Source organism: Tolypothrix sp. PCC 7712 (assembly GCF_025860405.1).
GTDB classification, from domain to species: Bacteria; Cyanobacteriota; Cyanobacteriia; order Cyanobacteriales; family Nostocaceae; genus Aulosira; species Aulosira diplosiphon.
In genome coordinates this window covers 7,850,791-7,868,775 of the sequence record NZ_CP063785.1, presented here as the reverse complement: position 1 = coordinate 7,868,775, position 17,985 = coordinate 7,850,791, and the positions used below count along the sequence as shown (strand labels likewise).

The following is a 17,985-nucleotide window of genomic DNA, read 5'->3' as shown; positions in this document are numbered from 1 at the left end:
GCATTGTTTGGATCAAGCGAGAAGTTGGCAAGAAGGCTTATGCCAATCCAAATTTCACAAAAGTGTCCTCCCCAAAAAGCAAAGCGTGAAAATCATCAGGCTACTGAACCTTGTTATATTCACACGCCATTCGCCACAAGCCGACGGCACTTCCTTCAAGTCGGCAAAGCCGCCCAACGGAGTGCCTTGGAAACCCATCCCAGGCGATGGTTCCTGAAGTTGTTGACAGGAGAAACATAATGCCGCAATTACAAGCTAAATCGCTGGAAATGAGGACACCCCAAGCAACTAAAACCGCCGTTCTGGTTATCGGAGGCGCAGAAGACAAAGTTCATGGCCGCGATATCCTCAGAACTTTTTTTGGCCGTGCTGGTGCTAGCAAGGCATATATTACAATTATTCCATCTGCCTCCCGAGAACCTGCCATCATCGGTGGTCGGTACATTCGGATATTTGAAGAAATGGGTGCTGAAAAGGTTGAAATTTTAGATATTCGCGAACGGGAACAGTGCGAAGCCTCGCATATTAAAGCATCCTTAGAAGCCTGTAGTGGCGTATTTTTAACAGGAGGGGATCAATTACGTCTCTGTGGTGTATTGGCAGATACCCCAGTGATGGACATTGTCCGACAGCGAGTCAGATCAGGGCAGCTTACCTTAGCAGGCACAAGTGCAGGGGCAGCAGTGATGGGACATCACATGATTGCTGGCGGCGGTAGTGGGGAAACCCCAAACCGTTCTCTGGTCGATATGGCAACTGGTTTAGGATTTATTCCCGAAGTGATTGTAGACCAACACTTTCACAACCGTAATCGCATGGGGCGCTTAATTAGCGCGATCGCCGCTCACCCCGATCGCCTAGGTATTGGCATTGATGAAGATACTTGTGCGGTGTTTGAACGTGATGGTTGGTTACAAGTGATGGGTAAAGGTAGTGTGACTATAGTTGATCCCACGGAGGTAACTCATACCAATGAACCCCATGTAGGTGCCAACGAACCCCTAACAATACATAATTTACGTTTACATATCCTCAGCTATGGCGATCGTTTTCACCTGTACCAGCGGACTGTATTGCCTGCTGTACACCGGATCTCCAGCTGACGGAATAGAGTATCTGAGGTTACACTGAGTTGATCGCTGATTTATTTCTTACTGTAGAAAAATCACTTGAATCCTATCTAAAAAGAAAAAACTGTTCACCATAAACAGTTTAGCGATCAAAATCAGTAAGAAACTAGAATATTGGTTCCGAATCTCCATCTACCTATTCCCATGAGAATCCTCAAGATCCAGACCTTACGCGGCCCAAACTACTGGAGCATTCGACGCCACAAGTTGATCGTCATGCGACTCGATTTAGAAAACCTAGCCGAGAAGCCCTCGAATGAAATCCCTGGTTTTTACGAAGGATTAGTTGAGGCGCTGCCAAGTCTGGAGGGCCACTATTGCTCCCCTGGCTGTCGTGGTGGTTTTTTAATGCGGGTGCGAGAAGGCACCATGATGGGCCATATCGTCGAACATGTAGCTTTAGAACTGCAAGAACTAGCTGGAATGCATGTAGGCTTTGGTCGCACCCGCGAAACTGCTACACCAGGCATTTACCAGGTAGTAATTGAGTACCTGAATGAGGAAGCGGGACGCTACGCGGGACGAGCTGCTGTGCGCTTGTGCCAAAGTATTGTAGATCGCGGTCGCTATCCCAAAGCAGAGCTAGAGCAAGATATCCAAGACTTAAAAGACTTCTGGCGAGATGCGTCTTTGGGGCCCTCTACAGAAGCGATCGTCAAAGAAGCAGAAAAACGAGGTATTCCCTGGATGGCTCTGGGGGCGCGCTTTTTGATTCAGCTAGGTTATGGCGTGAACCAAAAGCGGATGCAAGCAACCATGACCGACAACACGGGCATTTTGGGAGTAGAACTAGCTTGCGATAAAGAAGCTACCAAACGTATCCTCTCTGCTGCTGGTGTACCAGTGCCTAAAGGTACAGTCATAAACTTCTTGGACGATTTGGAAGAAGCTATTGAATATGTTGGTGGTTATCCCATAGTTATTAAGCCTTTGGATGGTAATCACGGACGGGGTATCACCATTGATATTAGAACCTGGGAAGAAGCAGAGGCAGCCTATGAAGCCGCCAGACAGGTTTCCCGCTCAGTTATTGTCGAGAGGTATTACGTCGGACGCGATCATCGGGTATTGGTGGTAGATGGCAAGGTCGTCGCAGTCGCCGAACGTGTACCAGCTCATGTAGTGGGTAATGGTAGATCTAGCATTGCGGAACTAATTGAGGAAACAAACCAAGACCCCAATCGCGGCGAGGGACATGATAATGTGCTCACCAAGATTGAACTTGACCGGACTAGCTACCAGCTTTTAGAAAGGCAAGGTTATACCCTAAATAGCGTGCTTCCCAAAGGTACAATTTGTTATCTCAGAGCAACAGCTAACTTAAGTACAGGAGGCTGTGCTGTAGATCGTACTGATGAAATCCACCCGGAAAATGTTTGGCTAGCACAAAGAGTAGTCAAAACTATTGGGTTGGATATCGCGGGACTAGATATTGTCACCACCGATATTAGTCGCCCCTTAAGGGAAGTAGATGGCGTAATTGTGGAAGTTAACGCTGCCCCAGGCTTTAGAATGCACGTTGCACCTAGCCAAGGCATTCCCCGCAACGTTGCTGGCGCAGTGATGGATATGCTGTTCCCCAACGAACAATCCAGCCGCATTCCGATTCTGAGCGTTACGGGCACTAATGGTAAAACCACTACTACAAGACTGTTAGCACATATCTACAAGCAAACAGGCAAAGTAGTAGGTTATACAACTACAGATGGAACTTATATTGGTGATTATTTAGTAGAGGCTGGTGATAATACTGGGCCGCAGAGCGCTCATTTAATACTACAAGACCCCACCGTAGAGGTAGCAGTATTAGAAAGTGCGCGAGGGGGTATTCTGCGTTCTGGCTTGGGGTTTGAAGCCGCAAATGTTGGTGTGGTATTAAATGTTGCTGCCGACCATTTAGGTATAGGTGATATAGATACCATCGATCAGTTAGCTAACCTCAAGAGTGTAGTTGCAGAAGCTGTATTCCCTGATGGTTATGCCGTACTTAATGCTGACGATTATCGCGTAGCGGCGATGGCGGAAAAAACCAAAGCGAATATTGCTTACTTCACCATGAACCCTGATTCAGAATTGGTGCGGAAGCACATTCAAAAGGGTGGAGTAGCGGCTGTTTATGAAAATAATTATCTTTCAATCGTCAAAGGCGATTGGACACATCGCATCGAAAGAGCAGAAGCTATCCCCTTGACAATGGGTGGGCGTGCGCCATTTATGATTGCTAACGCCTTAGCAGCTAGTTTGGCAGCCTTTGTGCAGAATGTCTCGATTGAGCAGATTCGCGCTGGTTTAAAGACATTCCGTGCTTCTGTGAGTCAAACGCCAGGACGGATGAATTTATTTAATTTAGGCAACTACCATGCTTTGGTAGACTATGCTCACAACCCAGCTAGTTACGAAGCTGTGGGTGCTTTCGTCCGCAACTGGACTTCTGGACAGCGCATTGGTGTAGTTGGGGGCCCTGGCGATCGCCGTGACGAAGATTTTGTTACCTTGGGCAGATTAGCAGCCGATATTTTTGATTACATCATTGTCAAAGAAGATGATGATACCAGGGGCCGTCCCAGAGGTTCTGCCTCAGAGTTGATTACTAAAGGCATTACCCAAGTTAAACCGAATTGCCGTTTTGAATCAATTCTCGATGAAACCCAAGCCATTAATAAAGCCTTAGATATGGCTCCGGAAAATAGTCTGGTTGTGGTTTTACCAGAAAGCGTCAGCCGCGCTATTAAGTTAATTCGCGCACGTGGCGTAGTCAAAGAAGAAACACAGCAATCAAATACACCCGCAACTGTTGTAGATTCTCAAAATGGTGTGGCTTCTTCGATCATCAACACGCTGCTTTAGTCAATAGTAGAGATGCGATCGCTCGTATCTCTACCATTGACCTTTGCTATGCTGCCAATTTTGCCGATTACTGGTCTTGGTCTGAGTTATTATCCGCACTAGAACCTTTAATTTCCTCCTTAAAACCCCGTAGAGTTTTACCCAGCGCACTTCCCAATTCGGGGATTTTTTTGGGGCCAAAAATTACCACAGCGACTATCACAATAATGGCAACTTCTGGCCATCCAAGTCCAAATAACATATAGGCTTCCTCTCAAGGATACTTAATTAAATCATAGAGTAGTAAGAGATGAGAGTAGTTGGGTAGGTGGAGAAGAAATATTGTTTAGCCTCAATCTCATCTAATAAACTCGCACTATTTATGGACAATACTAAAGATATATTTTTCCTATCATTTATATAACAAGCGTAAATTCTTATAAAACTATAGAATTGCTTTTATTTCAGTCTGGAATTAAAAAGCTAACATGACATTTTTTGAATCGAATAAGATTAAGACTGTTGAAGTGGATAACGTTACGTTTGAAACTGTAGTATCAGATAGGGAATTAACCATTCCAGAAGTAAAGCGTGGTGTTTATACTCTTGTAAGGCTTGGTATTCGGATTATCAATAATAGACAAACACCCTTATACTTCCCATACCATTTTTATTCGATGTTTCCAGAAATGATCGCACCAGACGGTCAAGTCATGTTAACAGGTTTACACTCTGAACGACTTAGTAAACGAATTGAATCTGATTATGTACTACTAATTCCAGGAGAGGCAGTAACTTTTTATCGTGATAGCTTTCTTTTTTGGATACAAAACCGAAAGAAAAAGCGTGAACGCAAGTTGACGTTGAATATACCATTTCCATCTGAAGATATTTATATTTTCCGTCCACTGTATCCGGGAATATATCAATTTCGGTTTAAATATAATGAATCTCATGAAAGTATCAAAGATTTTTATCAGTGGAATGAATCAACAAAAATAAACAATATCTGGGTTGGAAAAGTAATAACTCCGCTTGTAGAAATTCACTTATTAGAGCCATAAATTAAGGTTTAGATTATTTGTTTTAGATGTCGATTTCTTTAATCACTTCAGCAAAAGGGGATTGGCGGAAAAATTCTGAGAGTTTGCTTGGTTGCTCTGGGTTAGTGTTATTTGTAGTCAGGCTTTGAACCAAAATTTGGATAATATACAGTTTCTGGTTGGGAGAAAGCTGAAGGAGTTTTTGTTCGAGTTCTGGTATAAGCAGGATGGGGTTTCAGCAGAAAATAATTTCCTATTGTTTACTAATTTCTATGCCTAACCAATCGCTTAATTCATGGGCTAACCATTCTAGTTCTGCATCCGATTTAATACTATCGTTACCGCCAATTTGATATTTTTGGACACCAGCCCAGATATCTAATTGAGCAGGAACTTGAGTGCGGGTACCTTCTGAGTCTTTAGTAAAATGCTGCGGCGTATAAACTAACTTAGTAATATTTTCTCTGGGTGATGGCTGAGGGCGATGGGATTTAAATCCTAATAAATTGTAAGTTAAAGTAATTTTTTGCCGATCAAGGTGTAAGCGGATGCTTCCCCAAAGGCTAAATATAAAACCATACATCATCAAGCCGCCTGCACCCCAAAAAGGCAGAGAGAACAAAGCAAAGGGGAGGTTGACAGGAAAAGGGGCGGCGAGTGCGTTAATTGTCCAAAAGAGAATAAATGAATTCCAGGCGATCGCAAACGTACCTAAGAAGATCATTGATGGTTGCCAGCCAGTAGGCGGAATAATAATTTCTAAGGCATCTCGATGTTTAGTTAGTTGAATTTTGCTCCCAGGTGGTTTCGCAGTAGTTAAAGCCAAAGCATGGGGAATTTCCGGTTTTTCTAAGGCTTTGAGCGCTTCTAAGGCAGAACTAGCACGCTTTTCTAAGTTAGGTTCAATTAACCATTGCAACCAATTAGTGAAGCTGGGGCTGAGATTCGCTGCTTGCTCAAACTGAATGCGAAAATCTTTTTGGGGTAAATCTGCTGGCTGGATACCCGTTACCAAATAAATTAATGTCGCCCCTAAACTGTAAAGATCCGAAGCTGGGACAGTACGCCCACCAAATTGTTCTGGTGGCATATAACCGTAGGTTCCCACTATAGTACGAGTAGAGCCTTCAGTCGCCAAAACAGTTTGTACTGAGCCAAAATCCACCAAATAAACTTGACCGACGCTATTACCAGAGCGATCGCCTAATAAAATATTGCTGGGCTTAATATCACGGTGAATTACGGGTGGATGTAGTCCATGCAAGTAACAGAGAATTTCTAAAAGCGCTTTGGCTATCTGCTTAACTTCTGCTTCTGTAAATATCTGCCCAGCTTTTAAATATTGCTCTAAAGTTTGTGCTGAGATATAAGTTTGTACTAGAGCAAATCCATTAATAGTAGGTGTATTTAGCTCAAAATAATCTAAATAGCGAGGAATAAAGGGATGCGATAAAGATTTTAAAGTTTCAGCTTCTCGCTCAAACAGCTTGAGATCATCCCATTCAAAGTCACCACCAAAGGAAAGTAACTTCACAACTACAAGTTCTTGAGTTACCAAATCACGGGCTAATAGCGTCCGCCGCCCAGACTTTTTTCCTAATTCCTGTTGAACTTCGTAGCGATCGCTTAATATTTTCTGAGTCATGATGATTACTGATAACGCTACGTCTAAAAGCTTTTGATAGCCTACGACCACTCAAAACAGACAAGCTGATATCTTTAGTATAAATATGTAATTTTATGTCCTCCCAAATATGGCCTTATATTACCCCTGGTATTCCCGATGAGTTGTTCGAGTACTTACCTGGAATCCCCTTAAGCCAACGCGAAGTTAGGCTATTGCTGATTGCTCAACTACGACTGCAAGCAGATTCAGTGTTATGGGATATTGGTGCAGGTACAGGTACAATTCCTGTAGAAGTGGGACTTTTATGCCCTGGTGGCAAAATTATCGCTGTCGAACGGGATGAAGAAGTAGCTAACCTCATCCGCCGTAACTGCGATCGCTTTGAAGTCAAAAATGTCGAAGTGATTGAAGGTAGCGCGCCGGATTGTTTGCAGGATATTAAAGTTACCCCTCACCGTGTTTGCATTGAAGGGGGAAAGGCCATTCAAGAAATTTTGCAAGCTGTGTGGAATTATCTACCACCAACAGGGAGAGTGGTGGCCACAGCTGCTAATCTAGAAAATCTATATGCTATTTCTCAGACTTTTTCTCAATTAAGAGCTCGCAATATTGAAGTTGTGCAATCTTCGGTGAATCGCTTAGAAATGCGCGGCTTTTCTCAAACCTTTACCGCCGTTGATCCTATATTTATCCTTAGTGGTGAGAAACTAGACTAAATCCGAAGGATGAAGGCTAAAGTATGAAAAATCAAGTTAAACAACTAAATTACTGAAAATGCGGCAATTCATACATAAAACCTGATATTTACAACTTCATCCTTCTCCTGCAAAGACGCTACGCGTAGCTTGCTTCTTCGGAGGGGTACATCCTTATTCTTTCATTCTTTATTGCTATGCCTTGGTCTCGGATTATTAGTGGAATTGTGGCGATCGCACTGGCTCTGTTTGCAACCCTGTTGGGGGGTTGGTACTTTACCATTGTGATTGCTATTGTGGTCTTTTTAGGACAACAGGAATATTTTAATTTGGTGCGAGCCAGAGGCATAGCTCCCGCAGCTAAAACCACCATGTCTGTCAGCCTCATCTTACTGGCAATTTGTACCTTGGATGGGGGGTTAGCTGATGCGGTGATGCCAATAGCTGGGACATTTATTTGTTTTTATCTATTGTTTCAACCCAAAATGGCGACGATTGCTGATATATCAGCATCAATTATGGGGCTATTTTATGTAGGTTACTTACCAAGTTACTGGGTGCGGTTGCGATCGCTTGGTAGTGCTGCCCTGAGTAATATACCGTTAGGAGGTTATTGGCCTACAGGTTGGACAGATATCCTAGACCAAAGAAATCTTGCATTACTACCGCAAGGTTTAACAGCAACAGTGCTAACCTTTCTTTGTATTTGGGCAGCTGATATCGGTGCTTATACTATTGGTAAATTCTTCGGCAAAACCCGTTTATCCGATATTAGCCCCAAAAAAACAGTGGAAGGAGCCGTCTTTGGGATCAGTGCTAGCGTTGCCATAGGTCTTGCTGGTGCTTATTATCTTCACTTACCCAGAGCGCTCTATACTGGTCTAGCATTGGGGCTATTGATTGGTATTGCCAGTTTGTTAGGTGATCTGATTGAATCTGCCCTAAAGCGTGATGCTGGAGTGAAGGATTCAGGACAGTTAATCCCCGGACATGGTGGAATTTTGGATCGTACAGATAGCTATATTTTTACCGCTCCCCTAGTTTATTATTTTCTCACTTTGTTGTTACCGCTAATTACGGAGAGTTAATCAGGGGTAATGGGGAATGGTTAATTGGTAATGGGTAATAGTGATTTTTCTGCTTTTCCTCTACCTTGTGCTTCCCGATCCCCTTCTCTCCTATACTACTCATTACTCATTACTCATTACTCATTACTCATTACTCATTACTCATTACTCATTACTCATTACTCAGCATTATCTCGTAGATGATAACTAATGCCAATTTCAGTGATTTCCACGAACTTTGGCATGAGAATTATAAATTATTATAAATACTAAGTCTCTTGAGTTTTTGATTATTAATCATCAGGGGTTAACGTTAATTCGCCCGCGACATACTAACTTACCGGGGATCAGCGTGAGTTCTTGGATATCTACCTCTGGGCCAAGATCAATATTGTGTTCTTGATTACTTTCTGTTTGCACTACCATGTCGTACTGGATTTGGATGGGTGCTAGTTGCAACTCCTGAGCGTTGATCAACTGTAAGCCCAGAAAAATCTTCACGGGCGTAGATTCCCCTTCGGATGCTAGAATGCCACTCAGTATAATTTGATTGGTATCCAGGATAATTTCTTGCCAAGTAGTAGACTTGGTTTTTGTGCAGTGTTCTGGTAAAAGTTTAACCAGTACATCATTTAAAGCCGTTGCTAATAACTCCGAAGACAGAGATTGATTGAGATCCTGTTCTTCCATACTCAGTTCACCAAAAACTGGTACTGTCTCTAACAATCGTAGCGGCTTGCCCTTGATGACTGAGCCGATGTTGACTTGTATGTTTTCTGCCACTAGTTGAATTTTTCCTATATGGAGACCTCGGTAAACGGCATGACTAGCAAAAATCGATACCCAAGGAATCTTTCCCGAGAGAAGTTGGCGATCGCTTGCTTTAATTTCCACTTCGATTTGCGATACTTGAGTTACCTGTGCTTTCAACCACAGCTTAAGTGCGGTTTTCAGCATATTGGTAATTACGCGGATTTTGCCGTTACTTTTGGGGTCTGAATTCTGCTCTGGCATTCAACTCCTGTGTTTATGGGTGAAAACTCTACAATTGGCTGAAGTTAAACAAGCCTTAAATGTAACATTTATGGCTATTAACAACAAAATGCAAATATTATGATTTAAATGTTAGCGAGAGAATAAGCAAATTCCACATGGAGGTACGGTTACAAAAAATTCTTGCCCAATGGGGTATTGCCTCACGGCGTGAAGCTGAAGAAATGATTCGGCGATCGCGCGTGCGGATCAATGGAGTATTGGCACATTTAGGTCAAAAAGTTAACCCCCAAACTGACCAAATTACAGTTGACGGTAAGCCCGTAGTTACTAAGCAACGTCCGTCTTTAACATATTTATTGCTGAATAAACCTGCTGGAGTAGTTTCCACTTGCTACGATCCTCAGGGAAGAACAACTGTTTTAGATTTACTACCAAAAGAATTACGCCAGGGATCAGGTATTCACCCTGTAGGGCGTTTAGATACAGATTCTACAGGAGCATTATTACTTACTAACGATGGCGAACTGACATTTTCTCTCACCCATCCTAGCCATAGTGTCCCGAAAACTTATAGTGTATTGGTTAAGGGACATCCATCGGAAGTAGTTTTACAGATATGGCGACAAGGTGTGGTTTTAGAAGGGAGAAAAACACGACCAGCCCAGGTACGCCTAATAGAAAGTTTTTCTACTAACAGTAGATTAGAAATTGTGTTAAAGGAGGGACGCAACCGCCAGATTCGCCGTATAGCCGAACAATTAGGCTACCCGGTGATTGAACTACATCGGACTGCTATTGGCCCGATTCAATTACAAAGATCCAAACAACCCTATTTAAAACCGGGTAACTATCGTTCCCTAAAAGATGATGAGATGCGCTTTTTGCAACAGCAAATTAAGCACACACCTATTAAGGATTCAGCTGAGTTAAGGAGTGTAATCAACCATGACATGGTTCAGAAGAAAGAATAATCAGCCGCAAACCCTTTCAGTAGAGCAACAAAGAGCTGAAAAGTTAGCAGAAATTGGCGCGCAACTTTGGGCTTCTCGTCAAGAACAGGGTTTATCGCTAGAGGAAGTAGTTGTGATGACTAGAATTCCTAAGCGGCTGTTACAGGCTATTGAAGAAGGTAATTTAAACGAGCTGCCAGAACCAATTTATATTCAAGGATTGATTAGGCAATTTGCTGATGCATTGGGCTTTAACGGCGTAGAATTTTCTAGCACTTTTCCGATTGTTTATCAACAGGTAAGTTCTACTTCTACTTGGACAAATAAGCCCATTAACCAATTGCGTCCTCTGCATCTTTACTTACTTTATATATTTGTGATTGTTTGTTCTGTGAGTGGCTTATCTCAAATACTGAATAACGCTGCTTTACAAGCAAGTACTAGCCAAACTAACCCAACCAACGCTCAAAAAGAGTCTTTCGCACAACCAGCTCAATCAACAAAGCCCCTGGAGATTAAACCATTTAGCAATACTCTCCTGAGTGCCAAAGATGGTCAGCCAGTGCAGATTGGTGTAATTTTGAAATCCTCATCTTGGATTCGTGTGGTAGCTGATGGCAAAACACAATTTGAAGGTACGCTACCACAAGGAACTCATCGGACTTGGAAAGCTCAAGAGCAATTAACAGTGAAAACTGATAATGCTGGTGGTGTACTGATGAGCGTTAATCAGGAGCAACCTAAGGAAATGGGAGAGCCAGGAAAGGTAGAGGAAATCAAAATTGCGGCTAAAACTAGATTTTGAAGAGTACTCAACCAAGTTGTTAATTATGTAGATAAAAGGTTGGGATTTGGTAATTGGTAATTGGTAATTGGTAATTAGTAATTGCGAAAAAATTTTTAACTATTACCTATTACAAATTAAACATTACTAGTCTGAAAATGATAATTAGCAACTTATTCACATCGATTTTTGGGGCACAAGCAACGCTTGTGCCCCTTTAGTTTATGTATTCAAAACTCATTACTCAGGACTCACCACTCAGCACTAATCAGGAAGACTCTTTAGGCGCACGTCCATATAAAGTGGTGAGACGTTTGAGTTTGTGGCTTAATTCCTTAGTTAAAGCGTTTTCTTGGTAGCGCCACTCCCAGTTCCCCTCAGCAACACTGGGGAAATTCATCCGTGCTTCTCCGCCTAATCCCAAAATATCTTGTAAGGGAAGAATTGCTTGATTGGCAATGGAACTTAAAGCGAGTCTAATTAAATCCCAGTGGATACCGTCAGGACTGACACAACCTAAATAAAGCAATAAGTTTTCCTTTTCCCAGTCGCCAGCTTTATTGAACCAACCGATAGTAGTGTCATTATCGTGGGTTCCGGTATAAACTACAGCATTACGTGGGTAATTAAAGGGTAAAAATGGATTACCAGGATCGGAACCAAAGGCAAATTGTAAAACTTTCATTCCTGGAAATTCAAACTTGTCCCGTAATGCTTCTACCTCTGGTGTAATTACGCCTAAATCTTCTGCCAAGACTGGAAGTTTGCCTAATTTTTGGCGAATAGTTTCAAAAAAAGCTCCTCCTGGCGCTTCTATCCATTCACCATTAATGGCAGTTTCTTCACCTTGAGGTACAGACCAATAAGCTTCAAATCCTCGGAAATGGTCAATCCGAATAATATCTACATAATCTAGCATCGCTTCAAAGCGCTGCAACCACCACTTAAAGTCTTGCTTTTGTAATTCTTCCCAGTTGTATACTGGGTTACCCCACAATTGACCTGTGGCGCTAAAGTAATCTGGTGGTACACCTGCCATTTGCGAGGCTTCGCCAGTTTCTTCATCTAAAGCAAAGATATCAGGATTTGCCCAGACATCAGCACTATCATGGGCAACGTAAATCGGAATATCACCAATAATATCTATACCGTGTTTATTTGCATAGGTTTTGAGTTCTGACCACTGCTGGAAGAACTCATATTGGATGAATTTATAATAAAAAATCTCCTGAGTCAGTTGTCGCCTTACCCGATCCAGTGCTTCTGGTTGACGCTTGGCAACTTCAGGTTCCCAGGTATGCCAACTGGCACCATTTTGAGTATCTTTGAGCGCCATAAATAAGGCATAATCATCTAGCCAATAAGCTTTGCGATCGCAAAATTCGGCAAATTTTTTCTGCTGCGTCGATGTTGCCTTGGTGTGAAAGTTCTCGCAAGCCTTTTGCAGTAAAGAATTTTTAATTGGTACAATCTGCTCGAAATCTACTTTGTTTGCCGGAAATCCTGGTAAATTAGCAAAGTCTTCCTCTGTGAGTAGGTCATCCTTGAGCAGTTGTTCTGGGCTAATCAGCAAGGGATTTCCCGCCATTGCTGAGTAAGACATATAAGGCGAATTGCCATACCCAGTAGGGCCCAAAGGTAGAACTTGCCAGTATTGTTGGTAGCTATCTTTGAGAAAATCAATAAAACGGTAAGCTTCTAAGCCTAAATCCCCAATGCCAAATCGGCTGGGAAATGAAGTTGGATGCAGCAAAATGCCGCTGGATCTGGGAAAAGGCATATTTAACCTGATGATGTTTGAGGAGGGGATGTCTACGACGGGCTACGCCTACGCATCGAATCTATCACGGTAGGGACTGGTTTAGAAGCTACCAATGGAGGGATAAGTACAGAATGTAATAAATCCCTATAAAAGCTCATAATTACTACTTAATACTTAATATTGCCTATGAATTACCGTAATCCCGCTCCGACTGTGGATGTAATTATTGAATTAATCGATCAACCTCATCTACCTATAGTATTAATTGAAAGACATAATCCGCCTCTAGGTTGGGCGCTTCCTGGTGGTTTTGTAGATTATGGTGAATCTGTGGAAACAGCAGCGAGGCGGGAAGCTGAAGAGGAAACGGGTTTAAAAATCGAGTTGGTGGAGCAATTTTTAGTCTATTCTGACCCCAACCGCGATCCGCGTCAGCATACTATGAGCGTTGTATTTTTGGCGACAGCGAAAGGACAGCCCAAAGCTGGGGATGATGCTAAGAATATTGGCATTTTTGAGTCGTGGCTTGTGCCTGGTAATCTGTGTTTTGACCACGATCGCATTTTGCGTGATTACTTGCAATATCGGCATTATGGGTTACGTCCGAGGTTGGGTTAGGGGAACGAACCGCAAAGGCGCAAAGGGCGCTAAGAAGAGGAACAGAGATAAATACCTTTGATGCAAAAGTATCGAGATTATACTGTGTCAGAGGTATTTAAGGGCGCATTATGGATGCTGAAGAACTTTTAAAGAGATATGCGGACGGTCAACGGGAATTTCATTCAGTAAATTTAAGAGGGGTAGACCTCAAAGGTGCAAACCTGAGTGAGATAGACCTAAAAAGTGCAGATTTGACAGGAGCGAATTTGAATGATGCCAATCTCAGCAAGGCATTGCTTTATGACACTAACCTTACTAGGGCATCCTTGACAGGTGCTGATTTGCGTGGAGCAAGCATCAATAGGTCTAAATTCAGTAATGCCAGCTTGGATAATGCCAATCTTAGTGATTCTAATTTAGAATCTGCTAATCTAACTCAAGCCTCATTGAGAAAAGCAAATCTTGTGAGAGCAAACCTGGGTGGTACTAATTTTACTGGGGCTAACTTGAGTGGAGCTGATTTAAGTCAAGCAAACCTCAATAGCGCAATACTCAAAAATGCTAATCTCGAAAGAGCCAAGATTCGGGGTGTTAATTTCACTCAAAAGGATTTATCTGGCATAAATCTAGCTGAGGCTGATCTGGGTGCGGCAAATCTAAGAGGTACAAATCTTAGAAAAGCTTGTCTACAAGGAACAAATTTAGAGAGAGCAGATTTACAACAAGCTGATTTGATGAAAGCAAGTCTCAGTAGAGCAAGCCTCAAGAAGGCTGATTTGACTTCTGCTCATGTCTACGGAGCTAGCTTTAAAGATGCTGACCTAACTGATGCGATAATGCCTGATGGAGAGGTTTACAAGCCGATCGCCTGTGAGGTGGAAGTCGGTAAGCAAAAAGCATCTTGGGAAAAAGTAGTATCTATGACACGTCAAGTTATTCGTACTGATAATGCACCTGAACCAGTGGGGCCATATAATCAAGCGATCGCAGCTTCTGGTCAAATGGTGTTTGTAGCTGGACAAATTGCGATCGATCCTCGCATCGGTCAGGTTGTCTATACTGATGATGTGAAAAAGCAAACTGAGCAGGTAATGGCTAATTTAGAAGCTATTTTGACCGCAGCAGGGGCAACATTTGCAAATGTGGTTAAAACCACTGTCTTTCTCGCAGATATGAATGATTTTGCGACAGTTAATGCGATTTACGCGAAATATTTTCCCGAAGATACAGCCCCAGCCCGTGCTTGTGTGGAGGTATCACGGTTACCAAAAGATGTGTTGGTAGAGATTGATTGTATAGCCGTAATTTGAGATTTACAACCTATTTCGGGTAAATAAGGTAGGCAGGTAGGGGCATGGCATTGCTATGTCCTTAGAATTATCTGTACCTCACTCTTTCTCATCGAAACTCCATTCTTTTGTGAGTGGAGTGTTGATATTAGTACGTTATACTTCCCGATAACGTACCATATAAATTAACGGTAATTAATATATCTAATTCAACCAGTATTTTATGGTAAGTTACGTATGTTTTTGCGAAGAAATATACATCTTCAATGTCGCAAAACATACTTTGTAAAATATTCAACACGATTTAAGTTTTTTACCTGCATAAGTGACTTTTAGTTACTACGAAATTGTACAAAAAGTCATGAATTTTTATTAACTTTAATCGCTGGTAATTCTATTTTTATTGTCCAAAATCAAGATTTTGTATAATTCGTAACTTTTTACAAGTTAAATATCGCACTAATATCACAATTTAATGATATTTACAGCTACCTAAAAAGTTAGCTAAATCTTTGTGAGGAGCAGTACAAAAGATAATGAGTAGACGATTTAACAGACGCAGGTTTTTAATATACGGTTCCGCAACCCTCGGTAGCACAATTTTTCTCAAGGCTTGTACAACTGAAACTCCAACTGCTACCAATAGTCCAGCTACATCTCCTACTGCTGCGCCGGCTGCGGCTACTAGTGGTAACACAATCAAAGTAGGTATTTTGCATTCTCTCAGTGGCACAATGGCTATTAGTGAAAAAAGCGTTGTTGATGCTGAAAAATTAGCAATTAAGGAAATTAATGCTAATGGTGGTGTTTTAGGAAAGCAAATTGAAGCTGTAGTAGAAGATGGTGCTTCTAACTGGGATACCTTTAGAGAAAAAGCTACTAAGCTGATCGATCAAGATAAGGTAGCGGTAGTTTTTGGCTGTTGGACTTCTGCTAGCCGCAAGAATGTCAAGCCAGTTTTTGAAAGTAAAGACCATATGCTGTGGTATCCTGTGCAGTATGAAGGTCAAGAGTGTTCTAAAAACATCTTTTACACAGGCGCAGCACCTAATCAACAAATTGAACCTTCTGTTGATTGGCTGTTAAAAAATAAGGGTAAACAATTCTTTTTAGTCGGTTCAGACTATGTTTTCCCTCGCACTGCTAACACCATTATTAAAGCGCAATTAGAAGCACTAGGTGGCAAAACAGTTGGAGAAGATTATTTACCATTAGGTAATACCGAAGTAACACCAATTATCACCAAAATTAAGCAAGCTTTGCCTAATGGAGGCGTGATTTACAACACCTTAAATGGTGATAGTAATGTGGCTTTTTTTAAACAATTAAAAGGTGCAGGCTTAACACCAGATAAATATCCTTCGATGTCGGTAAGTATTGCCGAAGAAGAAGTTAAAGCTATTGGTGTGGAATATCTCAAAGGTCACTATGCAGCTTGGAATTACTTCCAAACAGTAGACACACCTGCAAATAAGAAATTTGTGGAAGCTTTCAAGAAAGAATATGGCGCAGAAAGGGTAACAAATGACCCGATGGAAGCTGCATATATTGCTGTTTATCTGTGGAAACAAGCAGTAGAAAAAGCAGGTACTCCTGACTTAGTGAAAGTGCGTGCTGCGGCTTATGGACAAACTATCGATGCGCCAGAAGGTAAAGTCACAGTCAACGCCAATCATCACATATCTAAAATTGTGCGAATTGGTGAAGTGAGAGACGATGGTTTGTTTAATATTGTTTATGCTACACCTGCGCCTGTTGAGCCAGTTCCTTGGAATCAATTTGTGAAAGAAACTAAGGGATATGCTTGTGATTGGTCAGATCCAGCTAAGGGTGGTAAGTACAAAAAAGCCTAAGGCTAGCTAATGGGTAATTGGTAATCGGTAATTGGTAATTACCAATTATGAATAGCTTAGGTCTTAGTTACCCTACTTTCAATAATTAGGGAACATCAAAATTTCAATTATGCTTTATTCCCTGTTCCCTGTTTACTCTTTCAAATACCAAACACCAAATCCTCATCATTAGGTTAAAAAAGTGTTAACAGGTTTTTTAGATGCGGTATTTAATGGAATTAGTATTGGTTCTGTATTGTTAATTGCGGCATTGGGATTAGCCATTATATTTGGCTTGATGGGCGTAATTAATATGGCGCATGGCGAATTGATGATGTTTGGTGCTTATACCACATTCGTTGTGCAAAATGGCTGTAAACAATTGGGCGGGTTTTGGTTTGAGATTTATATATTTCTGGCTTTAGTTATCGCTTTTATTTTCACAGCTTTTATCGGCTTAATTCTAGAAAAAGGCGTAATTCGCTATCTTTATGGACGACCGCTAGAAACTCTCTTGGCAACTTGGGGAGTGAGTTTAATATTTCAGCAGTTTGTCCGCAGTGTAAATTGGGTATTAATCATTTGCTTAGTTTTATTTTCTCTATTATTTTTTGGGGGTTTGTGGTTTTTAAATTCCCGCAATAATTTAGAGAGAGTGCGTAACTGGGTTGTAGCGGTAATTTTATTGCTATCTCTAGCAATTACAATCACTACAGGTAATTTATTAAGTCAAACTTACAAACTAGCAGTAACTCAGCCTTGGTTTGGGGCGCAAAATGTGGATGTCACAGCACCAAGATGGTTGCAATCTGGGATATCTGTTGCTGGTGTACAATTACCTTTTGCTAGGTTATTTATTATTGGTTTAACAATCATCTGTGTAGCGGGAATTTACCTCTTCTTACAGCGTTCTAAGTGGGGATTAAGAATTAGGTCGGTTACCCAAAACCGCAGTATGAGTGCTTGTTTAGGTATCCCAACTCAAACAGTTGATGCTATCACTTTTGCGTTAGGTTCTGGTTTAGCGGGTGTGGCTGGTTGTGCAATTAGTTTACTCGGTTCTGTAGGGCCAAATACCGGACAAAATTACATCATCGACACCTTTATGGTTGTGGTTGTTGGTGGTGTGGGTAACTTAGCAGGTACTATTGTCGCTGCTTTGGGAATTGGGACAGCTAACTTTTTAATTGGTTCTGGAACTCTGGCTTTGTTATTAACTCCTGTAAAGCCTTTGGTAGATTTCTTCACCTTTTTTGCTACTACAAGTATGGCGAAGGTGATGGTATTTGTCCTGATTATTCTGTTTTTGCAGTGGAAACCTGCGGGGATTTTTCCGCAAAAAGGGCGTACTGTTGATGCTTAGGATTTTTGGGAAAGAAACCGC

16 protein-coding genes are annotated in these 17,985 nt (G+C 41.7%); 12 read left to right on the top strand and 4 right to left on the bottom strand.

The window, feature by feature from the left end:
- Positions 1–39: 39 nt before the first annotated feature.
- The 3 genes from HGR01_RS31970 (at position 40) to cphA (ending at position 3,977) form a co-directional block, all read left to right on the top strand.
- The gene (locus HGR01_RS31970) at positions 40–240 is read left to right on the top strand and encodes a hypothetical protein (RefSeq protein ID WP_155538986.1); all 201 of its coding nucleotides are present in this window, start codon (positions 40–42) and stop codon (positions 238–240) included.
- The gene (locus HGR01_RS31965; protein ID WP_045868234.1) at positions 240–1,103 is read left to right on the top strand and encodes a cyanophycinase; all 864 of its coding nucleotides are present in this window, start codon (positions 240–242) and stop codon (positions 1,101–1,103) included. The genes HGR01_RS31970 and HGR01_RS31965 overlap by 1 nt, the downstream gene beginning before the upstream one ends.
- Positions 1,104–1,274: 171 nt before the next feature.
- On the top strand, positions 1,275–3,977 hold the full coding sequence (cphA, locus tag HGR01_RS31960; RefSeq protein ID WP_071989343.1) for a cyanophycin synthetase: 2,703 nt from the start codon (positions 1,275–1,277) through the stop codon (positions 3,975–3,977).
- Positions 3,978–4,044: 67 nt separating this feature from the next.
- Here cphA and tatA read toward each other — a convergent pair whose 3' ends face one another.
- Positions 4,045–4,218 (bottom strand): twin-arginine translocase TatA/TatE family subunit, encoded by a 174-nt coding sequence (tatA, locus tag HGR01_RS31955; RefSeq protein WP_045868236.1) that lies wholly within the window; start codon positions 4,216–4,218, stop codon positions 4,045–4,047.
- Positions 4,219–4,444: 226 nt separating this feature from the next.
- Here tatA and HGR01_RS31950 point away from each other — a divergent pair, with 226 nt between their 5' ends.
- Positions 4,445–5,020 carry a hypothetical protein gene (locus HGR01_RS31950; RefSeq protein ID WP_045868237.1) on the top strand — a complete coding sequence of 192 codons (576 nt, stop codon included), beginning with the start codon at positions 4,445–4,447 and terminating at the stop codon, positions 5,018–5,020.
- Positions 5,021–5,252: 232 nt separating this feature from the next.
- Here the strand turns inward: HGR01_RS31950 and HGR01_RS31945 are convergent, their stop codons facing one another.
- On the bottom strand, positions 5,253–6,644 hold the full coding sequence (locus HGR01_RS31945) for a serine/threonine protein kinase (RefSeq protein ID WP_045868238.1): 1,392 nt from the start codon (positions 6,642–6,644) through the stop codon (positions 5,253–5,255).
- 95 nt (positions 6,645–6,739) lie between these two features.
- Between HGR01_RS31945 and cbiT the strand changes: the two genes are divergently transcribed.
- Entirely contained in the window at positions 6,740–7,342 is a 603-nt protein-coding gene (gene cbiT, locus HGR01_RS31940) for a precorrin-6Y C5,15-methyltransferase subunit CbiT (RefSeq protein ID WP_045868239.1), read from the top strand.
- 176 nt (positions 7,343–7,518) lie between these two features.
- Positions 7,519–8,409 carry a phosphatidate cytidylyltransferase gene (locus tag HGR01_RS31935; protein WP_045868240.1) on the top strand — a complete coding sequence of 297 codons (891 nt, stop codon included), beginning with the start codon at positions 7,519–7,521 and terminating at the stop codon, positions 8,407–8,409.
- Between the two features lie 279 nt (positions 8,410–8,688).
- Here HGR01_RS31935 and HGR01_RS31930 read toward each other — a convergent pair whose 3' ends face one another.
- The gene (locus HGR01_RS31930) at positions 8,689–9,402 is read right to left on the bottom strand and encodes a DUF2993 domain-containing protein (protein WP_045868241.1); all 714 of its coding nucleotides are present in this window, start codon (positions 9,400–9,402) and stop codon (positions 8,689–8,691) included.
- Positions 9,403–9,539: 137 nt separating this feature from the next.
- On the opposite strand from HGR01_RS31930, the gene HGR01_RS31925 reads away from it, so the two are divergent.
- Together HGR01_RS31925 and HGR01_RS31920 are read left to right on the top strand one after the other, a co-directional pair.
- The gene (locus tag HGR01_RS31925; protein ID WP_045868242.1) at positions 9,540–10,355 is read left to right on the top strand and encodes a pseudouridine synthase; all 816 of its coding nucleotides are present in this window, start codon (positions 9,540–9,542) and stop codon (positions 10,353–10,355) included.
- Positions 10,330–11,139 carry a helix-turn-helix domain-containing protein gene (locus HGR01_RS31920; RefSeq protein WP_045868243.1) on the top strand — a complete coding sequence of 270 codons (810 nt, stop codon included), beginning with the start codon at positions 10,330–10,332 and terminating at the stop codon, positions 11,137–11,139. Before HGR01_RS31925 ends, HGR01_RS31920 begins: the two co-directional genes overlap by 26 nt.
- A 247-nt stretch (positions 11,140–11,386) precedes the next feature.
- Here the strand turns inward: HGR01_RS31920 and malQ are convergent, their stop codons facing one another.
- Positions 11,387–12,898: a 4-alpha-glucanotransferase gene (malQ, locus tag HGR01_RS31915; RefSeq protein WP_045868244.1), complete on the bottom strand. Its 1,512-nt coding sequence runs from the start codon at positions 12,896–12,898 to the stop codon at positions 11,387–11,389.
- Positions 12,899–13,066: 168 nt separating this feature from the next.
- On the opposite strand from malQ, the gene HGR01_RS31910 reads away from it, so the two are divergent.
- From HGR01_RS31910 to HGR01_RS31890, 4 genes are all read left to right on the top strand, one after another.
- The gene (locus HGR01_RS31910) at positions 13,067–13,498 is read left to right on the top strand and encodes an NUDIX domain-containing protein (protein ID WP_045868245.1); all 432 of its coding nucleotides are present in this window, start codon (positions 13,067–13,069) and stop codon (positions 13,496–13,498) included.
- Positions 13,499–13,608: 110 nt separating this feature from the next.
- A complete protein-coding gene (locus HGR01_RS41865) occupies positions 13,609–14,790 on the top strand; it encodes a Rid family detoxifying hydrolase (RefSeq protein ID WP_045868246.1) in 1,182 nt (393 codons plus the stop codon).
- Between the two features lie 515 nt (positions 14,791–15,305).
- Positions 15,306–16,622 (top strand): urea ABC transporter substrate-binding protein, encoded by a 1,317-nt coding sequence (gene urtA / locus HGR01_RS31895; protein ID WP_045868247.1) that lies wholly within the window; start codon positions 15,306–15,308, stop codon positions 16,620–16,622.
- A 181-nt stretch (positions 16,623–16,803) separates the two neighbouring features.
- Entirely contained in the window at positions 16,804–17,964 is a 1,161-nt protein-coding gene (locus HGR01_RS31890) for an ABC transporter permease subunit (RefSeq protein ID WP_045868248.1), read from the top strand.
- The last annotated feature ends 21 nt before the right edge of the window (positions 17,965–17,985 follow it).